This window comes from Paenibacillus sp. 481 (genome assembly GCF_021223605.1).
Taxonomy (GTDB): Bacteria; Bacillota; Bacilli; order Paenibacillales; family Paenibacillaceae; genus Paenibacillus_B.
The window spans coordinates 443,205-464,792 of sequence record NZ_CP075175.1; the positions used below are offsets into that span (position 1 = coordinate 443,205).

Consider the following 21,588-nt stretch of genomic DNA (forward strand, 5'->3'; position numbering starts at 1 on the left):
ATTCTCTATCGTTCTACACGCTCGCCGTAAAGAACGAGCCTGCATTTAAATGCATTTTGGCTTTCGCCACTTCTGCGTCGTTAGCTCCTGCTCCGTCAATGCCGTCAACACGTTCGTCACGCTGCTTTGACTGTTTGCTAGAAGACTGCTCGCGCTGAGCGTTCGTTTGACGCTGCTCTTGGAACATCGAAGAAGTAAGTGCAGAAGCAGACTGCTGCGTCACCTCAAGCTTCTCAACTTGAATTCCTTGTGCCGTAAGCGCGCCTCGCAACATCGACATTTGTTGTTCCAAGGCATCTTTAGCCATTACATGCTCGGTTACAAACCGTGCAACTAATTGCCCGTTCTGCATCGTCAAGCGAATGTCAACTTGCCCAAGATGTTCAGGGTAAAGCGAGATTTTAGCTTCAGACACACCGTTAAATTGCTTAAAGCGCAACTGTTTGACCATAAAGCCCATCATATCTTCAGCAAAATGTTGTGCACGCATCACAGGTGCAGCTTTTTCCGCCTGCATGCCTTCTGCGCGCATAGCCAACTGACCTGCTGTAGTAATATGAGGCAATTCTGGAACATCAACTTCGCTCGCATTCACGAACAGGCTTCCGTTCTGAGATCCTTCATGATTTACCTGTGTTTGAGACATCGTATTGGCTGTAAAAGCTGTTACACGCTGCTCGCTTGAAGCTAACGCTTGCTGAAAGGCATTGGCTTTCCCCAACGTAGGTTGCTGCTGCGCTGCTGAATTCCCCGCTTGTGGGCCTGTCAGCAATTGACCGAGCTGTTGAAGCAACCGCATCCCTTCTTCTGCATCTACAGCTTGCATAGTAGAAGCTGTGCCATTTAACTGTGAAGCCGCTTGCTGTAACAAATCACGAACGACTAACGTAATCGTTTGCGATTGTTGCGCCAAAGGAGGCAATGTCTCGACTTGAGCTTCGCTGCTTAGCGGCGTTTGCGTCAGCCAAGCTTGCGCTTGAGCAACCCACTGCTGCAATTCAGCTAGCAATGCAGGGTTTTGCTCTAATTGAGCATCTGTTAGCTTTAATTGATCAACCAGCGCTTCTACAAGCGTTGCCAATGAATCAACCGTGCTATCCTGAATGAGGCCAGTCATACCTTCCGGTAAGCTGTTCAAAGTCATCAACGAGCTCGAAGTTTGGCCGTCAGACGTCCCGCTCATCACTTGATTAAGCGTTGAACCAAACGCACCACCTTCAGTAGCGCCTCCCTTTGATTGCACACCGCCTGCCAGCGCTGTGCTACTGCTGGAAGTTGTTGCTGATACCGTCATACTCATCGTTATCACCTCCTTTCAACTTTACGTTATTTGTTAGGCAATAGCTTTGATACCAAGCTCGTCGTCTTCACTTTATCGATCTCTGTCATCGCATTTAACAATTTGGAACGCGTATCATCATCAACCGCATTTAATACGGCTAACGCTTTTTCAGGGCTAATTTTAGCTGTCTCCAAAATAACGGTTGCACCATTTTTCGGCGTCATACTCGTAAACGTCTTGCTCAATGATGTTTGATCAAGTCCGTTGTGCGTTTTTTTCGCCGGCTCCTGCTTGTTAAGACGAGCTTGTAGCGCCTTCACCTGCAAGTTTTCAGAAGGCATAACATCCTTCAACATAATGGATGCATCAGCTGCAACTTTTGGATTCATTTTTTCCAGTACTTTAACTCGGTTCTCCTGTTTCATCGCATCCAGCACAAGCACGATTTCCTCAGTCGCCAAGTTCTCCAAAATAGGAGCAGCTTTACTTGGCATCATCCTTGCATACATATCTGCCAAATCTTTAATTTGCTTATCGTACTGCTCTGCATTAGCTGTCTCTTTAGTACGTTTCTGTTTCAATTCACTAACTTGTTTCTTCAAATCAGTCACTTGAGTTTCTAATTCTTTACGGGCACTAGCCAAATTACGCAAATCAGCATCCTTTGAGGCAAGCAACTCTTTGAGCTCCTCCACCTTTTTAGCATCGCTTTTTGGCTGCTCAACAGCTGTATCTTTCTTAGGCGAATCTGCACCCTGCTTCTCGTCCTCACCAGCTGCGTCTACCCATTGATTTACGACTGGAATATTTTCCGCCCAACTAAGCACCGTATTTCTCCAGTTAACATTAAATAATGTTAATAGAACCCCTAGCAAAATAACGGTAAACACAATCGGTGTCGCAAAAAATAAAATTCGTTCAACACCCGAATACTTTTCTTCCTTTTGATCTTCCAGTAATGCTTTTTCTTTAGAGACCTTTGCCACTGCCATCCCTCCTGGTTAAGCGGCGGGTACTAGCCTGCCTTCAACGTTTCTTTATCTTGCAGCCGTAAAATAGCGGACCGTGGCAATCTCGTCCATTTCATTTTGTTCGACAAGTGCCATCTGTTTTTTAAACTGTTCCTCCGCTTTCTCCCGTGCCTTTGTCCATACTTTCTCATCACACATACGTGCAGCGAGATCATCCTGTTTAGAACGCACTTGACGTTCCGCTGACTGCACACGTTGACGAGCCGAATCCTTTTTCATTTCCAAGTGAAATATGTACTGCTGCCATTGTTGTAACTGAAAAGCTGGCGAACATTCATCTGCACATTGTTGCAGTCCTCGGTGTGCCGTATCCAGTTCAGTCAATAAGCAGGACAATGATTGTTCCTCTGCTTGAAGCTGCCCAACCGCCTGCGACAACACCCATTCTGCTTGCTTTTTTTCATTTGTCTTTAGGTCAAGCACCTTTTGAAAGGAATAATGAAATGCGCGCAACGTCTACTCAGCTCCCTGGAAATTGCATTTTTAAGCGCTCGATTGTCTCCTCAAAAGGAGCCTCATCATCAACACGCTGTTTCGTAAAAGCTTGTATTTCTTCTATGTATTGCAGCGCTTCGTCGATCACTGGATTGCTTCCACGTTGGTAAGCGCCGATATTAATTAAGTCTTCAGACTCTTTGTAAACGGCCAACAAACGTTTAAGCTGTTCAGCTGCGAGCTGGTGATCTTTCGGAACGATATCTTTCATAACACGACTAATACTTGCTAACACATCAATAGCTGGAAAATGACCCTTATTTGCAATGTTACGATTTAAGACAATATGTCCGTCCAAAATCCCACGTACAGCATCCGCAATCGGTTCATTCATATCATCGCCGTCAACAAGCACCGTGTAAAAAGCAGTTATGGTACCGTTAGCCCCAGTGCCTGAGCGTTCTAGCAACTTCGGCAAACTTGCAAACACCGAAGGCGTATACCCACGCGTTGCTGGCGGCTCACCAATCGCAAGTCCTACTTCCCGCATCGCCATTGCATAACGCGTTACAGAATCCATCATGAGCATGACGTTCATGCCGCGATCACGAAAATATTCAGCAATTGTCGTTGCAATAACGGCGCCTTTAATGCGGACGAGTGCCGGTTGATCCGATGTAGCTACAATAACGACAGAACGCTTTAACCCCTCGGGACCGAGATCACGCTCGATAAACTCCAACACCTCACGTCCCCGTTCACCGATAAGGGCAATCACGTTTACGTCCGCTGCCGTGTTGCGGGCAATCATGCCCAGCAGCGTACTTTTACCAACACCTGAACCGGCGAATATACCGACCCGTTGGCCGCCGCCTATCGTAAGCAATCCGTCAATCGCTCGTACACCTACACCCATCGGCTCTTTTACTCGTGGCCGCGTAAGCGGGTTAGCAGGTGTGTTGGAAGTTGAATACTTTGCCATCCTCGTCGGTAAAAATGATCCGTCGAGCGGACGACCTAAGCCATCAAGCACCTTTCCGAGCAGCTCAGATCCTACTTGCACCGTAAGAGGCTTCCCTGTACCAACAACGTCACAGCCTGGGCCAATCGACTGCAAATCACCAAGTGGCATTAGTAGTACTTTGTTTTCACGAAAACCGACTACTTCCGCCAGCAAAGGCTCATTCCCTTTTGACGGATAAATGTAACAAACGTCCCCGATGCTAGCATCCGGACCTTCTGACTCAACGGTGAGTCCGATAACTTGAGTTACCTTTCCGTTTATGCGAACGGGATCAACTTGTCGTAAATAGTCCACATACTTTTCGGCGTTCCACTTAACCTTCATGAACGTCTTTCTCCCCGTGGTGCAGCGCAACTTGTAGGAGCGCCTTTTTAATCTCTGACAATTGCGTATCGATGCGTGCATCAATACTGCCTAGAGCAGAACGAACGACACAACCATGATCATTGACGCTTGCATCAGGAATGATTTGCAATTCAGCCTGTGAATCTATCGCAACACTTAGTTCTTCGCGCGCCGCATGAATAAAACTAAATTGTTTCGGCGACACGCACAACGTTATCGTGCCACTTTCGCGCTTACGTGCCAGTGCTTTACGAACCATATCAAGAACGGCTTCCTCATTTGTCGCGAGATGCTTGTCTATAATGCGCTCTGCAATCGCACAGCTAACAGTGACGACAAAAGGCTCCGCTTCTTGAATGAGTTGGTCTTTTGCCAGATACGCTTGCTGTAAAACAGTTTGCGCTTCTGCCATTTTCAACTCGTATGCTTCACGAATCGTTTCCTCCGCTTGCAGCGTACCGTCTGCATAGCCTTGTTCATAACCTTCACGCTTCAATTGCTCAACGAGCGCTTCATCTTGCTCACGTTGTTCACGCCACCAAGCTTCGATCTGCTCTCTCGCTTCTGTCAGTATGTACTCCGCCTCTTCCGAAGCGGAGCTCACATGCTGTTCGGCAAACGCTTGCGCGTCATCCAAAATGGATTGTCGCAGGTCAGCCAATTCACGGTCTTGCGATAACACTTTTTGCTTCGTCAGCGGCTCGCTCTGCTGCTCTTCAAGCGCCAACTGTTCCTGATGCTTGCGCACGGCTTCAAGCAACCGCATTTGCTCTACAGGGATGTATTGAGATGATTTAATCAAATTAGACAATGATATCATCTCCTCCGCCACGAGCAATAATGATCTCACCCGCTTCTTCTAAGCGACGAATCGTAGACACGATGCGAGTTTGCGCTTCTTCAACGTCACGCAACCGCACAGGCCCCATATATTCCATTTCCTCTTTGAACGTATCTGCCATTCGTTTCGACATATTGCGGAATATCGCTTCGCGTACTTCTTCGCTTGCCACTTTAAGCGCAAGCTGCAAATCGTTGTTTTCGATATCGCGAACAATCCGCTGAATCGAACGATTGTCGATATTGACGATGTCCTCGAATACGAACATCCGCTTTTTAATTTCTTCTGCTAATTCTGGGTCTTGAATTTCAAGCGAATCCAAAATTGTACGCTCTGTTCCCCTGTCAACACCATTCAAGATGTTAACAATCGATTCAATACCACCCGCACTTGTATAATCCTGCGTAACTGTAGCTGAAAGTTTTTGTTCCAGTACACGCTCGACTTGGTTGATCACTTCCGGTGACGTGCTGTCCATCAATGCCACACGACGTGCCACCTCAGCCTGTTTTTCCGGAGGCAACGATGACAAAATGATCGATGACTGCTCCGTTTGCAAGTACGATAGCACGAGTGCAATCGTTTGCGGATTTTCGTTCTGTATAAAGTTTAAAATTTGAGCTGCATCAGCTTTGCGAGCAAAATCAAACGGTCGCACTTGAAGCGTTGCTGTCAAACGATTAATAATATCAATCGCTTTTTGCGAGCCGAGTGCTTTCTCCAATATTTCTTTCGCATAAGCGATACCGCCCTGTGATATGTACTCTTGAGCCATACATATTTGGTGAAACTCGCCCATGACCGCTTCTTTATCAGGTACATCTACCTTACGAACATTTGCGATTTCTAGCGTTAATTGTTCGATTTCTTCATCACGCAAATGTTTGAAGATTTGCGCCGATACTTCCGGCCCGAGCGTAATAAGCAGAATTGCCGCTTTCTGTCTTCCTGTTAATCCGAATGCGCTTTTTGTCATTACGCTCACCTCGATTCATCCACAAGCCAGGTACGAAGCAGCTTGACGAATTCATCTGGCTTTTTCTGAGCCAACATTTCAAGCTGTTTGCGAACTTGGTTCTCGTTCGTTAAGTTTTCCAAATCTATAGAAGGAAGCTCCATACTTGACGAATACGAATAGTCGTACTCGTTGTCGTACATCTCCTCTTGACGCTTGCGACGACGCATAACAACAAACATAATACCACCGGCAATCGCAAGTAGTGCCAAAGCCCCACCAGCATACCATACCCACGTAGGAATTCCGCCTTCTTGACTTGCAGATCCGTCTTTAGACCCATTTTGTGCAAGAACCGAAACTTTTTGTGTCAATTGTTCGTCTGTATATGTAGTTCCAGAATCACGTAACTGCGCAGATACGATAGAGCGCAGCACATTTTCGATTTTTTGCACGTTGTTCGGGTCCATACCCGTTGTGTCAACTGCTGCATGAATGGTTAAATCCTTTACAGCATATGGACTTGCTTCAATTAAATTTTTAAAGCGATTAACTTCATAATTTACTGTGCGCTGCGTTTTCTCGGAGTTCGAGTCACCATTACCAGAGTCAGCAGGATAGTTCGTTACTTCGCCAGTCCCAACACCCGCGACACCGCTCTCTGATGCACTTGTTCCGTTGAAAGACTCTTGTAGCTCCTGCACACTAATTTCGATGCCTTTCATGTCTTCCGTATTAACAGGCGTCACAAGATTCTCTTCTTTTTGAACTTTATCAAAGTTCAATTTCGCTGATACGAGTACGTTAACTTGTTCTGGGCCCATAAAGTTAGCCAAGAATTGCTGAACGTTCAAGCGAATGTCATTCTCGTATTTGCGTTGTATTTTCAATTGCTCGTTTACTTGACCAGATACTGTAGTTGCTCCAGTTCCTGACGTACCAGATGCAAACAGTGGGCCCTCATCACTCGATATCGTAATGTTGTCTATTGCCAAGTTAGGCACAGCTGTCTTAATCAGGTTGTAATACCCGTCTACAGCGGACTGATCCGGACGATAGCCCGGTTTAAATCTCATGACGATGGATGCAGATGCTTGCTCTTCATCTGGTGTTGCAAATACCGTTTCTTGCGGAAGATTAATAATGACTTTTGCATCCTGCACACCTTGCATTTGGCTCAGTAGGCGTTCAATTTCGCCGTTCAGCGCATTGTTGTACCGGACATCAAACACATTATCTGTCATACCACCCATTAATCCATCTGCAGTAAATTGTTCAAAGCCGATGGAACCACTTTTAACGATTCCTTGAGCACCGACATCTACTTTAACTTGTGCTGCTGCCGTAACAGGAACCGAAATGGCTGTACCGTTCGCACTTAACTGGAACGGGATATTGCTTGCGGTTAAGTATTCAATGATTCCAGCTGCATCATTTGCGTTTAAGTCTTTAAACGCCAGTTCATAATCTGTCTTGGATAGCTGATATGTAAGGACTGTAATTGCTAACAGCATGATGCCTACCGTTGAGGCAAGCAGTATTTTCTGCTTTTTACTGAATTGATTCCAGTATTGAGAAGCTTTTTCCCGATACTGGTTCATTTTCTCGTTCACTTCACGTCACCCCACCGGAACTATGTAAGACTAGACGCCACTAGACTTGCATGCGCATAATCTCTTGATACGCTTCAACCATTTTGTTGCGCACTTGTGTCGTCAGCTGCAAGCCGAGAATCGAGCGCTCCGAAGCAACCATGACTTGATCAACACTTGCTTCACCGACAATAAATTTATCGTTTAGCGTATGAACTTGACGCTCCTGTGCATCAACTTGTTGAAGTGCATCCGCCAAAAATTGGCTGAAAGAATTCGTAATTTCCGCTGGCGTATCACCTTTTTGAACCGGAGTTATCGATTTTAAAGGTGTGACATTATTAAGCGGTAACATCGTATTTTGAATCACTTCATTAGCCCCCATTCTACATCTTAGTTAGCCCGCAATTATACGGGAGTCATGATATCTCATGATATAAGTAAGCTGTAATCCAATATCGGATTATCCCCTACCGATTTCTAGTGCCTTCATGATCATCGACTTGGATGCGTTCAACGCCGTTACATTGGCTTCATATGAACGTGTTGCTGAAATCATATCAACCATCTCTTTTGCCATATCTACGTTTGGCATATGTACGTAGCCGTTCTGGTCTGCATCTGGATGAGTCGGGTTAAATACAAGCTTGAATGGTGCTTCATCACTTTTAATTTGAGTCACCTTAACACCGCGCGGAGTCGATTCACCTTGCATAGCCGCTTGCAACGTTTGTTGAAAGGATGGCTGTGTCGGTGACATAACAACCGTTTTGCGTTGATATGGTACAAATTGACCATTTACAAATCCCGCACGCGTTGTTTCGGCATTCGCAATGTTTGATGAGATTACATCCATACGTAAACGCTGAGCTGTCAGGCCTGATGCGCTAATTTGAAAGCTGTTACTAATTTTCATAAGTTACATCCTACCTCCTGACGTCCATAGATGTTTTCATCATATTGATATGATGATTTACTTGTTGAACAAAGGTGTAATAACGTAGTTGATTTTCGGCTTGCATGGACATTTCTCGGTCCATATCGACATTGTTCTTGTTATTGTTCATTGCTTCCGTCTCATCACGTACAATTCGCGAACTAGGAGTCATCGGATTAGCTCCGATATAAAAATGGCGTTCGTCTGTCCTTGTTCCCTGTAATGTCCCTCCGGTCATTTGCTGCCGCAGTATATGTTCAAACTCCACATCTGAGCGTTTAAAGTAAGGTGTATCCACATTCGCGATATTGTTCGCAATCGTATTTTGTCTCGCTACGGATGCTTGAACCGCACCTTCTAAACGATTAAAATGCACGCCACTCAACAAATTCACATGAATCCCTCGCTTTCTAGTTAACTATAACGTTGTGTTGCAAATCTTTTCCGAGCAACACTTTTCACTTACATTCCACGAAACAGATGCATTTTCCTTCTTCGTTCGACATATCTCACTTGGTCGACCACTAATGTTCAACATTATTTTTAAAAAGATTCATGTATGCGACAAAAGAAGAGAAATGACGGCATATTTATCATCTTAAACTTTGTGTTATAACACAATATGAAAAAAGCCCTATCTTTCAATTGAAAGATAGGGCAAAAAATGAAATTAAATGGATAAACCACTAAATTTATAGTCAAAAAAGTAGTACTATTTACAAGCTATTTACAAAATATACTGGCTTAAATCACGGTTTTGCACAATTCCAGCTAATTTTTCCCGAACATATTCAGGCGTAATAATAAACGTATCAAGAGTTAATTCTGGCGCTTCAAATGATAAATCCTCTAACAATTTTTCCAAAATGGTATGCAATCTACGCGCTCCGATGTTTTCCATATTTTGATTCACCGTCGCTGCAATATGAGCAATCTCTCTTATCGCCTCTGGTGAAAACGACACTTCCAAATTTTCGGTCTTCAGCAGCTCCACATACTGTTTCGTCAATGCATTTTGCGGCTCTGTTAAAATAGAAACAAAGTCTTCAAGCGTCAAACTGTTCAGCTCAACCCGAATTGGAAATCTTCCTTGCAACTCTGGAATAAGGTCTGAAGGTTTAGCAATATGAAATGCTCCCGCTGCCATAAACAAAATATAGTCCGTCTTAACTGGGCCATATTTCGTCATAATAGTCGATCCCTCTACGATCGGTAAAATATCGCGCTGCACGCCTTCACGTGATACATCAGGACCAGAGCCACGTCCAGCGGACGCAATTTTATCAATCTCATCAATAAAGATGATGCCAGTCTGCTCTGCTCGACGCACAGACTCCTGAGTGACATCGTCCATATCGATAAGTTTAGCCGCTTCTTCTTGTGTTAATACTTTACGAGCTTCTTTAATCGAAAGCTTACGTCTTTTCGTACGCTTTGGAAGCAGGTTCCCGAACATTTCTTGCATATTCATACCCATTTGCTCGTTACCTTGTCCAGCTAGCATGTCAAACATGTTAGGCGACGCTTCTTCCACGTCAATTTCGATCGTATCGCTCTCCAGCTTGCCGGATAGCAGCTCAAAGCGTATCTTACGACGTTGTTCTTGCACATTGAAATCTTGTTCCGAATCAGAAGAATCGCTTGGCTGCGTCTGATTTTGATTGCCGAACAGCATTTCAAACGGGTTGCGCTGTTGCTTGTGTTTAGATGATGAAGGAACAAGGATTTCAATGATGCGCTCATTCGCTAGCTCTTCCGCCTTATCCTTCACTTTCTCTGTACGTTCAAGCTTTACCATCCGAATCGCCGTTTCGATCAAGTCACGAACCATAGACTCTACATCACGGCCAACATAGCCGACTTCTGTAAACTTAGTCGCTTCTACTTTAACGAACGGAGCGTTAACTAATTTAGCTAAACGACGAGCAATTTCCGTTTTGCCGACGCCTGTAGGTCCAATCATCAATATATTTTTTGGCACGATTTCATCTTGCAGTGACTCATCAAGTAAGCTGCGGCGATATCGATTTCTTAATGCGACTGCTACCGAACGTTTCGCCTCTTTTTGCCCAATAATGTATTTATCCAGCTCCGTTACGGTTTGTCTCGGGGTCCATGCCTGTTGTTTCATTAGATAATCCCTCCGCTCATATTTATCTTCTGTCAATTCTATGCGGGAACTGAATTAAATTTGCTCCACTACGATGTTGTCGTTCGTGAATACACAAATTTCACTCGCGATATGTAACGCTCCCTCTACCATCTCTTTCGCTGTCATTTGAGGTGCATGACGTTTAACCGCCCGCGCAGCTGACAGCGCAAATGAGCCTCCAGAACCGATTGCGATAACGTCGTCATCCGGTTCAATAATTTCGCCATTGCCGGATACGAGCAGCATATGCTCTTTATCCATTACAATCATGAGCGCCTCAAGCTTGCGCAGCACCTTATCTTGGCGCCAGTCTTTTGCCAATTCCACAGCTGCACGCTGTAAATTACCGTGATGTTCTTCCAGCTTACCTTCAAACTTTTCAAACAACGTTATCGCATCTGCTACCGAACCTGCAAACCCAGCTACCACTTGTCCACGATATAAGCGGCGAACTTTGCGTGCATGCTGCTTCATCACCATACTATTGCCGAACGTAACTTGACCATCACCGGCCATCGCTCCTTCGCCATTATGACGAACAGCACAAATTGTTGTCGCATGAAATTGCATTTCCATGTTGTTTCCCCCTCCATTCTTTTAAAAAAGGGAAGGAAACTGACGGTTTAAACCGCTATTCCTTCCCTCTCTAGGACTTACTTCACATCATATCCGTGAGCGCCTGCGTAATCACGCACGGCATCAAGCGCACGCTGTGCTAATGCTTCGTTTTTCTCTTTTTTGTTGCGAATCCGTTGCTCTAACGGCGGGAACAAACCAAAATTCGCGTTCATTGGCTGAAAATGCTTGAAGTCAGCCGTTGTAATATAATGCGCCATACTTCCAAGCGTCGAATGCTGCGGGAACGTCAGTAGCTCCTGACCTGCTGCAAAGCGAGCTGCGTTCAAGCCTGCAATAAGTCCTGAAGCAGCTGACTCCACGTATCCTTCCACACCAGTCATTTGTCCAGCAAAGAACAAGTTGTCACGTCCATTGAACTGATACGTCGTCTTCAATAGCTTCGGTGAGTTAATGAACGTGTTGCGGTGCATAACTCCAAAGCGAACGAATTCAGCATTCTCAAGTCCTGGAATCATTTGAAACACCCGTTTTTGCTCGCCCCACTTGAGATGCGTCTGGAACCCTACCATGTTGTATAGCGTACCTGCAGCATTGTCCTGACGCAACTGGATGACAGCGTGAGGCGTTTTACCTGTACGAGGGTCTACTAGACCTACTGGCTTCATAGGCCCGAACAGAGCCGTCTGCTTGCCACGCTTCATCATGACTTCAATCGGCATACAACCTTCGAAGTAAATTTCTTTTTCAAATTCCTTCAGCTCAGCTGTTTCTGCCGTAGTTATTGCTTCGTAAAATGCATTAAACTCTTCTTCTGTCATCGGGCAGTTCAAATATGCAGCTTCCCCTTTATCATAGCGGGATGCCAAATATACTTTATCCATGTCGATTGAATCTTTGTCGACGATTGGCGCAGCTGCGTCGTAGAAATAGAAATATTCCTCGCCCATCAGCTCTTTAATGCCATTAGACAGCGACGGAGATGTCAATGGTCCTGTTGCGATAACGGTAATACCGTCTGTCGGAATGTTTTCCATTTCTTCCGTACGCACATCAATCAAAGGATGATCTTTCAGCGTGTTCGTAATTTCGCCAGAGAAGCCGTCGCGATCAACCGCTAACGCTCCACCTGCTGGAACAGCATGCTTATCAGCAGCCCGCATAATAAGCGAGTCCATGATGCGCATCTCTTCTTTAAGAACGCCAACGGCATTTGTAAGTCCGTTCGCACGCAGCGAGTTGCTGCAAACTAATTCAGCGAATTTATCTGTATGGTGAGCCGGTGTCTGACGCACAGGTCTCATTTCGTATAACGTTACAGGGATACCCTGTTTGGCGATTTGCCATGCTGCTTCACTACCAGCCAAGCCGGCGCCGATGACTGTTACTCTCGGCATACTCATCTTACGTATTTCCTCCTCAATTGCTGCATCTATGGTGCAACGTTCAACAATGTCCAATTAGTATGTTATTAGTACACTGCAAGCTTGTTGTACCCTAATGCATGTCGCAAAAGCGTACGAACAAGCTTGCTTATAAATTATTCGTCGTCTGGTTCTTGTACTTCCTCGTTATGTTCGCACTGCGTACACTGTAGCTTCGTTCCTTGCTTGCTTCTTTTTTCAACCATTAAACTACTACAAGCTGGACACGGCTTCGCGGAAGGTTTATCCCACATCACGTTGTCACATTCTGGGTAACGATCACAACCGTAAAAAATACGGCCTCGCTTGCTGCGTCGTTCGACAAGCTTTCCTTCATTACATTTAGGACAACCTACGCCTGTATCTTTAACGATCGGCTTCGTGTTACGGCAATCAGGGAAGCCCGAACATGCAAGAAACTTTCCGAAACGGCCCATTTTATACACAAAGTGCCGTCCGCATTTTTCGCATATCTCATCGGATACTTCATCCTCGATCTCGACTTCCTTCATCTCTTCTTCCGCAACGAGCAAACGCTTCTCGAAAGATTCGTAAAATTCAGCCAATACTTTTGCCCACTCTTGTTGGCCTTCTTCGACGTGGTCTAAGTCTTCTTCCATATGAGCTGTAAACTCAACGTCTAATATTTCTGGGAAAAATTGTTCCATCTGTTGAATAACAAGCTCGCCTAACTCTGTAGGCACGAACTTCTTCTCCTCAATGGCCACGTACCCACGCTTTTGAATCGTTTCGATTGTCGGTGCGTACGTACTTGGACGACCTATGCCTAGCTCCTCCAACGTCTTTACGAGCCTTGCCTCTGTAAAGCGCGGTGGCGGCTGTGTAAAGTGCTGCTTCGGCTCAATCGATTCTTGCTTCAGTTTATCTCCAATAGCAAGCGGAGGCAGTAGCTTGTCGCCTTCATCAGCGCCATCGTCATTGCCTTCCACATACACTTTCATAAAGCCGTGGAAACGAACTTTGGAGCCATTTGCTCGGAATGTTACCGTGCCTGCTTTCAAATCGATCGTCATCGTGTCTAACACAGCAGACGTCATTTGACTCGCCACAAAGCGTTCCCAAATCAGTTTATACAAACGGAATTGATCACGGCTTAAAAATGGTTTCATCTGCTCTGGATCACGCATAATCGATGTCGGACGGATCGCTTCGTGCGCATCTTGTGCGTTAGCTGCTTTCTTTGAATACTGACGCGGCGTTTCTGGCACAAAGTTTGCTCCGTATTTGTCGTTAATGTACTCACGTGATTCCTCTTGAGCTGTTGGCGAAATACGTGTGGAATCTGTACGCATATAGGTGATAAGACCGACGGTACCTTCTTTTCCAAGTTCTACGCCTTCGTACAACTGTTGTGCGACGGACATCGTCTTCGCTGCACGGAAGTTAAGCTTACGAGCAGCCTCTTGCTGTAAAGAACTCGTCGTAAACGGTGCAGATGGGTGGCGCAAGCGCTCCTTCTCCTTCACTTCATCAACGACAAAATCATGCTTGCCGACTGCTGCCAATACAGCTTTAACTTCGTCTTCGTTTGCCAATTCCTTTTTCACGCCATCTAAAGAATGAAAACGAGCATCGAAAGCCGACTTGCCTGTACCGAGCTGTGCTGTAATCGACCAATATTCCTCTGGAATGAAAGCTTCGATTTCGTTCTCACGGTCCAAGATCATCTTAACGGACACCGATTGTACACGGCCAGCTGACAGGCCTTTCTTGACCTTTTTCCACAGCAGCGGACTTATCTTATAACCGACCAAACGGTCAAGGATACGTCTCGCTTGCTGTGCATGCACGAGGTCCATATTAATTTGACGCGGTGTTTTAAACGCATCCTTCACCGCTTGCTTCGTAATTTCGTTAAATACGACGCGGCATGATTCGTCTTCTTTCAAATCAAGTGCATGAGCCAAATGCCAAGCAATGGCTTCCCCTTCGCGATCGGGGTCAGCTGCGAGATAGACGCGCTTTACCTTCTTGCAAGCGTCCTTTAATTCTTTAAGGACTGAACCTTTACCCCGAATCGTAATATACTTCGGATTAAAGTTATTTTCTATTTCAACGCCAATTTGGCTTTTAGGTAAGTCTCGCACATGGCCCATTGATGCTTTAACAATAAATTTGCTGCCTAAGTACTTACCTATCGTCTTCGCCTTCGTGGGCGACTCGACGATAACTAGTGAATCCGCCATAGGCGCATCCTCCTCTCCAACACACCATTACATCCATTCCGAGCAATATTGAGCCCCTGGGGCTTCTCGGATCCGTTTTTTTAATTGTAAGGATAACAAAGTTTGATGCAGTTTCGCAAATGGTAGCCCGCTTTGTGCGAGCAACTCATCGAACGTTAAGCTACGCAAAGACAGTAATTGAACGATTGTTGCCTCTTCTTCTAATAACGGTTCCAACGCTGAAGTGGCGACCGTTCCATTATTGTACGGTAAAGGTAGCGTTGTCAACCAGCTTGCAAACTCTTCAATTATATCCGCAGCGCAAGCTACCGGTTTGGCACCTTGTTGTAATAAATAAAAAGTACCCTCAGACTTAGGCGATGTAACAGGTCCCGGTACAGCAAAAACTTCGCGTGACGCATCTAAAGCAAGGTCAGCCGTAATAAGTGCCCCGCTCTTTACCGCTGCTTCTACGACGACCGTTCCTAACGCCAACCCTGCAATAATTCGATTACGGCGTGGAAATAAACCTGGATGCGATCGCGTACCAAGTGGGTATTCACTGACAACTAAGCCGCCCTCAGCAATCGCGTGAAAGAGCGAGCGATGCTCTGGCGGATAAACGCGATCCAAGGGAGTTCCAAGAACAGCTACGGTCATCCCCTTCTTGATAGCGCCTTCATGACTGGATCCGTCAATTCCCCTTGCCAGTCCACTTACGACCGTTATACCCGCTTCTGCAAGCTGCTCTGACAGTTGATAAGCAATGGTCTTACCGTATACAGTAGGCGTGCGCGTTCCTACAATCGCCACACAAGGTTGACGAAGAACATCCCAGTTGCCACGACCATACATAATCCATGGTGGTTCGTGTGTTTGTTTCAGAAGTTCAGGATACGTATGATCGAGCATCGTTATCCATTCGATTCCTTGCTGTTGCGTTATATGCAGTCGAGCAGCTAACCTATCTGCATCATACTGCTGCGCAAGCTTTGCTGCTTGGGCAGGCTTAATACCTATATGTATCCAATCCGCAGCGGGTCGATTCAACCAAGCTGATAAATTCGCAAATCCGACTCGTTCGCTCAGCATCTGGATCGTATGCCAACCAATTCCTTCTGTCTCATGAAGACCGAACAATAGCTCGCGCTCTGTCCATTCGCTCATGCAACTTCCCCTCTCGAATGGGAAACGCAATCTGCTTCCCTTATTGTGCTTGAGATAAGATCAGAATGCAAGCGTATATCAAAACAGCGAAACACTCGTTCTTATCCCACGTACTTTGATACCTTTGTACACCGCTATCTCACAAAAAAAGCAACCTTTCCACGTCTTAAATCAACGTGTGAAAGGTTGCTTACCTTACACTTTTACGTATTTTTCCGAAAATTGTAGAATGATCGCACCTACATTTCGTCCTTGAAACGTAATCGTAATTATTGTCTATCATTGTCGAGGTGTAATCGACAATTAAACACAAGCAATACCCGCTTATATCCAGCTAATTATGCTACTGTTTATGCACGTGCATGCGTTGTGCATTTTTCCAACAAGCCGCGCTCTTCCAACACGCTAACAAGCGTGCTACCCATTTCAGCTGGTGTCGGTGCAACTTTAATGCCGCAAGCTTCTAGAACAGAAATCTTCTCAGCTGCTGTACCTTTACCACCAGAAATGATCGCACCAGCATGACCCATACGCTTACCTGGAGGCGCTGTTGCGCCACCGATAAAGCCTACAACTGGCTTTTTCATATTCGCTTGAACCCATTCTGCCGCTTCTTCTTCAGCTGTTCCACCAATCTCACCGATCATAATGACCGCATACGTATCTGGATCTTCATTGAATTGAGCCAAAATGTCAATGAACTCGGAACCTTTTACAGGGTCGCCACCGATACCTACTGCTGTAGATTGACCAATACCACGCGTAGTCAACTGGTGTACCGCTTCATAAGTAAGCGTACCACTGCGGGAAACAACGCCCACATGACCAGGAGCGTGGATATAGCCTGGCATAATACCGATCTTACAAGCGTCAGGTGTAATGACGCCTGGACAGTTCGGGCCGACAAGACGCGTGCGCTTGCCTTCCATATAACGCTTCACGTTAACCATATCCAGAACAGGAATACCTTCTGTGATACAAATAACGAGATCTAAGTCAGCGTCTACCGCTTCCATAATAGCATCAGCAGCAAATGCAGGTGGTACATAAATAACGCTAGCAGTAGCGCCTGTTGCATTTTTTGCTTCAAGCACAGTGTTAAATACAGGCAATGCAACGACTTCGCCGTTGTCGAGCGTAATATCAACATTCGTGCCGCCTTTGCCCGGTGTTACGCCACCGACCATTTGCGTGCCATATTCAAGTGCGCCCTTTGTATGAAACAAGCCTGTAGCGCCCGTAATACCCTGCGTAATGACTTTCGTTTCCTTATTAATCAAGATGCTCATCGCACACTCATCCTCTCGTCCGCGAAATTATTGAACCAATGCAACAATCTTCTGCGCACCGTCTGCCATCGAATCAGCAGCTACGATGTTCAAGCCCGACTCGTTCAAAATACGTTTGCCGATTTCGACATTCGTACCTTCAAGACGAACGACCAATGGACGATCCAAGCCGATTTGCTTCGCAGCTTCAACGACACCGTTTGCAATAACGTCACAGCGCATAATGCCACCGAAAATATTTACGAAAATACCTTTTACATTTTCATCGGACAAAATAATTTTAAATGCTTCCGTTACTTTCTCTGTCGTCGCACCGCCCCCTACGTCGAGGAAGTTAGCCGGTTCGCCGCCATAATATTTAATAATGTCCATTGTAGCCATAGCTAGTCCAGCACCGTTAACCATGCAACCGATGTTGCCATCAAGTGCGATATAGCTCAAATCAAATTTAGACGCTTCGATTTCCTTCTCGTCTTCCTCATCCAAATCACGCAGCTCGAGAATGTCTTTATGACGATATAAAGCATTGGAGTCGAAGTTAAGCTTTGCATCAAGCGCCATAATTTGACCGTCGCCTGTTACGACGAGCGGATTAATTTCTGCAATGGAGCAATCTTTGTCTACAAAAGCTTGGTACAGAGCAAGCATAAATTTAACCGTTTTGTTGACCAATTCAGTAGGAATGTTAATCGCATATGCCAATTTGCGTGCTTGGAAAGCTTGCAAACCAACAGCTGGATCAACGACTTCCTTGAAAATTTTCTCCGGCGTTGCTTCTGCTACTTCTTCGATTTCCGTGCCGCCTTCTTCAGACGCCATCATAACAACGCTACCTGTTGCACGGTCAACAACGACACCGACATAATATTCTTTCTTAATGTCACAGCCCTGTTCAACGAGCAAGCGCTTAATTTCTTTGCCTTCTGGGCCTGTTTGATGAGTTACAAGCACCTTTCCAAGCAACTCTTGCGCGTATGTACGCACATCATCCAAGCTTTTAGCGATTTTAACACCGCCAGCTTTACCGCGTCCGCCTGCATGGATCTGAGCTTTAATGACTACGATAGGTGTACCTAATTCTTTAGCAGCTTCCACTGCTTCATCCGCTGTAAAAGCAACTTTACCATTCGGAACGACAACGCCGTATTGCTTCAATACTTCTTTGCCTTGATACTCATGAATATTCATCGTGCATCCCCCTATCCGAATCGTCAGCCTATAATTGGCTGGTTTCGACGTGAAGCCGAGCTAAGCTTGCATTCATCTGCTTGTATACTCGTAGCCAAGCCCGAACTGTTACATATGCCTGTGCGGCGCGTCCGTGAGCTTGGGGAAGCGCTTCCGCCGCTTCATCACCTTGGTGTTCAACGGAAAAATCATACATTGTAATCCGAACACATTGTAACATGATTTTAAAACGCTTTCCTCCCCTTTTCGTCAAGAATGTACATTTTTTTGATATGAATTTCATCTCAAAAAGAGATTGTAAAATAAACGTAAATACTGTTATCGTTCCACCAGTTGACGCACCGTCATGTTGTTACATATAATTTTAGTATAAAAAATAGCGCAGGCGATAAGGAAGCACCTTTCCCGCGCATTCTGCAGCAACGTGGTTCAAGTGTTTTCACAACCATTTTCTGTAAGAATGTGATGATGGAGAGGTGTTTTTGTATGTTCGGTAAAATGTGGAGCGCAGCGCTCTACGGAGTAGATGCTCGAATTGTACACGTTGAAGTCGATATTGCTTCTGGATTGCCTCAAGTCAATGTTGTTGGTTTACCTGACGCAGCAATACGTGAGTCAGTTGAGCGGATGCGAGCTGCTATTCGAAATTGCGGCTGGAAATTCCCGATGGAGCGTATCACGATAAACTTAGCCCCAGCAGATTTACGTAAAGAGGGAACTTCGTTTGATCTGGCTATGACGATAGCCGTGTTAACGACTAGCAAGCAGCTTGAGCAAGCACATTTTGCAAATACGTTTATTGTCGGTGAATTAGCGTTGGACGGCCAGACACGACCGATTCCCGGTATATTGTCATTGATTGATGAGGCGCAGCGGAATGGATTTAAGCGAGTGCTTGTCCCTGCCGAAAATGCCGCGGAAGCCCTGCTCGTTGGTGGCATTGAAGTTTACGCTTTATCCCATTTGACCCAATTACGGCAGGAATACGATTCCAATGACGGACATTTGCTTGATCATTTGTTACAAACGAACCAACAAGAACAGGGTGCAAGGATATCTGTTGGCGATCGTAACGAGGTTTCATTGCGCGAAGACTATGCCGATATTGTTGGTCATGTGCATGTAAAGCGGGCTATGACTATTGCCGCGGCAGGCATGCACAACATTATTTTAAGTGGCGCTCCTGGAACCGGAAAAACGATGCTCATCCGTCGTCTGCCCACTATTTTGCCACCGCTGAACGAGAAAGAGGCGCTTGAAGTATCGAAAATATATAGCGTGTCAGGCAAATGGGATCGCCATTCCGAGCAGCTCATGAATACCCGTCCTTTCCGTTCGCCACACCATTCCATTTCAGCAGCAGGGCTTATTGGCGGTGGCTCCATACCTAAACCCGGTGAAGTCAGCCTCGCCCATCGTGGGGTTCTCTTTCTAGATGAACTGCCTGAGTTTCAGCGCCCCGCTCTCGAAGCGCTCCGCCAGCCACTAGAGGATCGCAGTGTAACGATTGCCCGAGCACGGGCTGTATTCTGTTTTCCAGCTCACGTTATGCTGGCTGCTTCTATGAATCCTTGTTCTTGTGGATTTCACGGTGGTAGCCAACAACGCTGCCAATGCTCTGCATTTAAGCTGCAACAGTATCGCGCGCGGCTATCGGGCCCGCTACTCGACCGCATCGATTTGCAAGTGGATGTGCCAAGGCTGCCTTTGCATGAATGGGACCAACCGAGCATGACCTCAGCTACGATGCGCTCACAAGTCATGGAAGCACAAGCGAGGCAACATGCGAGATACAAGCAGTTGCCGATTAGCTTTAATAGTGAGCTGAATGGCGTTTGGCTAAAACGTTTTAGCCGCTTAGACACCGAAGCAGCACATATGCTTCGCCAAGCCTATGAAATGCTCGGTCTAAGCTTACGCGCACATGATCGACTCCTGAAACTGGCGCGCACGATTGCTGACGTTGAGCATAGTGAGCAAATTCATGCGCCTCATATTGCAGAAGCAATTCAATATCGAAGTTTGGATCGACCTATTACGCATTAATATCCATTATCTCTACCTAAAATATCTTTAAAATAGTTTGATTGCATATTGTTTTTTATGTATATTAAACTATCGTCATAGATGGAACATCATACCTAGGAAACATATGGGAGGGTATCTCAACATGAGAAAAAATGCATTTACACTCGTAGTATTGACTATGCTAATCGGATTGATGTCGTCTGTTGTATCCGCTGCGGCGTACACCTTGACAGTCGATGCTGACGGACCTAATCAAGGCAAAGATACTTACCAAATTTTCAAAGATGCTTTTGGTAAAGATCCAGTCGATGGCGCTGATCAAGATCGTATCTTTGAAGTCTCCTCCCCTATCGTCGGCAATGCGTTTGAATTTGTTGTTAAAAGCGACGATCCACTCGAAAATAACGCCAGCCAACGCAACGAGGTTAAAGTATACAATGCTTCCCGTGCTGAGCTAAAAGCACCCCAAAACTCGAATTATACGTATAAATGGAAATTTAAATTGGATAAACAGTTTCAATTCCCTGAAAACGGTAAGTTTTTCGCCCTCTTTCAATACAAAGCAATCGGCGGGGAAAATGATGATATTCCGTTACTGACGTTTAGTTTGGACGGTAAATTCTTAAAATTTTACCATAACCCAAAAGGCTCTGATAACACACAGCGTAAAGTATTAAGTCAAATCGACTTTACTCCTTATAAGGATGTGTGGGTCGAAGCAACGGTATCTGTTATAAATTCAGATAATGGACAAGTGGCAATGACTTTGACAACGTTAGACGGCGCAAACGTACTACCGCCTTATAGCGGTAATCAAGACATGTGGATTGACGGAACGTCGATTATCCGGCCAAAATGGGGCATATATCGTAGACATTACGTAGGCATACCTGAAGCAAAAGTTCAATTCGCTAATTTCCAAATCATGAAGCATTAATCGTTTTTTAGTCATCGTCCATATAAGAGCCCCCTTTACATGAATAGTGGAATTTCCAGACGGGTTCCGCTATTCAGGCTAAGGGGGCTTTTACGATACGACAGCTATCAAGCTAGTCCTAAAGAACTAAAAAAATAGTAAAACTAGTAGAGCGGGATAACTTGAATAAGTAGTGTATATTCACTGCATACTGACTGTA

Annotated in this window: 20 protein-coding genes; 3 read left to right on the forward strand and 17 right to left on the reverse strand. The window is 45.5% G+C overall.

What is annotated here, in order from left to right; all coding sequences use genetic code 11:
* Nucleotides 1–13: 13 nt before the first annotated feature.
* The 17 genes from KIK04_RS01835 to sucC form a co-directional block, all read right to left on the reverse strand.
* A complete protein-coding gene (locus tag KIK04_RS01835) occupies nt 14–1,300 on the reverse strand; it encodes a flagellar hook-length control protein FliK (protein WP_232276652.1) in 1,287 nt (428 codons plus the stop codon).
* Nucleotides 1,301–1,326: 26 nt separating this feature from the next.
* On the reverse strand, nt 1,327–2,268 hold the full coding sequence (locus KIK04_RS01840) for a MotE family protein (RefSeq protein ID WP_232276653.1): 942 nt from the start codon (nt 2,266–2,268) through the stop codon (nt 1,327–1,329).
* A 51-nt stretch (nt 2,269–2,319) separates the two neighbouring features.
* On the reverse strand, nt 2,320–2,766 hold the full coding sequence (gene fliJ / locus KIK04_RS01845; protein ID WP_232276654.1) for a flagellar export protein FliJ: 447 nt from the start codon (nt 2,764–2,766) through the stop codon (nt 2,320–2,322).
* Nucleotides 2,767–2,773: 7 nt separating this feature from the next.
* Nucleotides 2,774–4,096: a flagellar protein export ATPase FliI gene (gene fliI, locus KIK04_RS01850; protein ID WP_232276655.1), complete on the reverse strand. Its 1,323-nt coding sequence runs from the start codon at nt 4,094–4,096 to the stop codon at nt 2,774–2,776.
* Nucleotides 4,086–4,928 carry a FliH/SctL family protein gene (locus KIK04_RS01855; protein ID WP_232276656.1) on the reverse strand — a complete coding sequence of 281 codons (843 nt, stop codon included), beginning with the start codon at nt 4,926–4,928 and terminating at the stop codon, nt 4,086–4,088. The genes fliI and KIK04_RS01855 overlap by 11 nt, the downstream gene beginning before the upstream one ends.
* Entirely contained in the window at nt 4,921–5,934 is a 1,014-nt protein-coding gene (gene fliG, locus KIK04_RS01860; protein WP_232278553.1) for a flagellar motor switch protein FliG, read from the reverse strand. Before fliG ends, KIK04_RS01855 begins: the two co-directional genes overlap by 8 nt.
* Before the next feature lie 5 nt (nt 5,935–5,939).
* Nucleotides 5,940–7,526, reverse strand: coding sequence for a flagellar basal-body MS-ring/collar protein FliF (fliF, locus tag KIK04_RS01865; RefSeq protein WP_232276657.1), 1,587 nt, complete (start codon nt 7,524–7,526; stop codon nt 5,940–5,942).
* A 40-nt stretch (nt 7,527–7,566) separates the two neighbouring features.
* Nucleotides 7,567–7,875 carry a flagellar hook-basal body complex protein FliE gene (fliE, locus tag KIK04_RS01870; protein ID WP_232276658.1) on the reverse strand — a complete coding sequence of 103 codons (309 nt, stop codon included), beginning with the start codon at nt 7,873–7,875 and terminating at the stop codon, nt 7,567–7,569.
* Nucleotides 7,876–7,968: 93 nt separating this feature from the next.
* Nucleotides 7,969–8,421, reverse strand: coding sequence for a flagellar basal body rod protein FlgC (gene flgC, locus KIK04_RS01875; protein WP_232276659.1), 453 nt, complete (start codon nt 8,419–8,421; stop codon nt 7,969–7,971).
* Between the two features lie 10 nt (nt 8,422–8,431).
* Nucleotides 8,432–8,836 (reverse strand): flagellar basal body rod protein FlgB, encoded by a 405-nt coding sequence (gene flgB, locus KIK04_RS01880; protein WP_232276660.1) that lies wholly within the window; start codon nt 8,834–8,836, stop codon nt 8,432–8,434.
* A 333-nt stretch (nt 8,837–9,169) separates the two neighbouring features.
* Entirely contained in the window at nt 9,170–10,573 is a 1,404-nt protein-coding gene (gene hslU, locus KIK04_RS01885) for an ATP-dependent protease ATPase subunit HslU (protein WP_232276661.1), read from the reverse strand.
* A gap of 54 nt (nt 10,574–10,627) precedes the next feature.
* Nucleotides 10,628–11,170: an ATP-dependent protease subunit HslV gene (gene hslV, locus KIK04_RS01890; RefSeq protein WP_232276662.1), complete on the reverse strand. Its 543-nt coding sequence runs from the start codon at nt 11,168–11,170 to the stop codon at nt 10,628–10,630.
* A 77-nt stretch (nt 11,171–11,247) separates the two neighbouring features.
* Nucleotides 11,248–12,573, reverse strand: coding sequence for an FADH(2)-oxidizing methylenetetrahydrofolate--tRNA-(uracil(54)-C(5))-methyltransferase TrmFO (gene trmFO, locus KIK04_RS01895; RefSeq protein WP_232276663.1), 1,326 nt, complete (start codon nt 12,571–12,573; stop codon nt 11,248–11,250).
* A gap of 137 nt (nt 12,574–12,710) precedes the next feature.
* Complete coding sequence (gene topA, locus KIK04_RS01900) at nt 12,711–14,801, reverse strand: type I DNA topoisomerase (RefSeq protein WP_232276664.1); 2,091 nt, start codon at nt 14,799–14,801, stop codon at nt 12,711–12,713.
* Between the two features lie 27 nt (nt 14,802–14,828).
* Nucleotides 14,829–15,947, reverse strand: coding sequence for a DNA-processing protein DprA (dprA, locus tag KIK04_RS01905; protein WP_232276665.1), 1,119 nt, complete (start codon nt 15,945–15,947; stop codon nt 14,829–14,831).
* A 350-nt stretch (nt 15,948–16,297) separates the two neighbouring features.
* Nucleotides 16,298–17,236: a succinate--CoA ligase subunit alpha gene (gene sucD, locus KIK04_RS01910; protein WP_232276666.1), complete on the reverse strand. Its 939-nt coding sequence runs from the start codon at nt 17,234–17,236 to the stop codon at nt 16,298–16,300.
* A gap of 27 nt (nt 17,237–17,263) precedes the next feature.
* Nucleotides 17,264–18,424, reverse strand: a complete 1,161-nt coding sequence (gene sucC / locus KIK04_RS01915; protein WP_232276667.1) for an ADP-forming succinate--CoA ligase subunit beta — start codon at nt 18,422–18,424, stop codon at nt 17,264–17,266.
* Between sucC and KIK04_RS01920 the strand changes: the two genes are divergently transcribed.
* From KIK04_RS01920 to KIK04_RS01930, 3 genes are all read left to right on the forward strand, one after another.
* Nucleotides 18,413–18,625 carry a hypothetical protein gene (locus KIK04_RS01920; RefSeq protein ID WP_232276668.1) on the forward strand — a complete coding sequence of 71 codons (213 nt, stop codon included), beginning with the start codon at nt 18,413–18,415 and terminating at the stop codon, nt 18,623–18,625. The genes sucC and KIK04_RS01920 overlap by 12 nt on opposite strands.
* A 285-nt stretch (nt 18,626–18,910) precedes the next feature.
* On the forward strand, nt 18,911–20,470 hold the full coding sequence (locus KIK04_RS01925) for a YifB family Mg chelatase-like AAA ATPase (RefSeq protein WP_232276669.1): 1,560 nt from the start codon (nt 18,911–18,913) through the stop codon (nt 20,468–20,470).
* A 124-nt stretch (nt 20,471–20,594) separates the two neighbouring features.
* On the forward strand, nt 20,595–21,389 hold the full coding sequence (locus tag KIK04_RS01930; protein WP_232276670.1) for a heparin lyase I family protein: 795 nt from the start codon (nt 20,595–20,597) through the stop codon (nt 21,387–21,389).
* Nucleotides 21,390–21,588: the final 199 nt, after the last annotated feature.